General features: G+C 50.2%; 1 protein-coding gene. It reads right to left on the bottom strand.

Annotated features, from left to right (window positions below; genetic code table 11):
* A partial coding sequence (locus H6A27_RS14835) for a hypothetical protein (RefSeq protein ID WP_204509227.1) occupies positions 1-226 on the bottom strand: 226 nt, incomplete at its 3' end.
* Positions 227-265: the final 39 nt, after the last annotated feature.

Genomic DNA, 265 nt, shown 5'->3' on the forward strand with positions numbered 1-265 from the left:
AAGAATTACCCTGCGGAAGTCTGCCTGCTTTCGCATGAGGTGACGTTAAAACCTCTATCCTCCGCATTACACGGAAGCGTTCGCTTTCTCCGCAATCCTTTACCCGCACCTCATTAGGCTTCTCTTGCGATTGGCTTACCTGCTGTATAGCTATAGGCAGGAGAAATACGGGCTTACCAAGTTCCGTACAAGTAACTGACGACCGACTTAGAGTCCGCCCTTCCACCGGCAGTGCTGTATCCGTGTAGTCCTAAAAACCAGAGAA

This window comes from Bacteroides caecigallinarum (assembly GCF_016902295.1).
GTDB lineage: Bacteria > Bacteroidota > Bacteroidia > Bacteroidales > Bacteroidaceae > Phocaeicola > Phocaeicola caecigallinarum_A.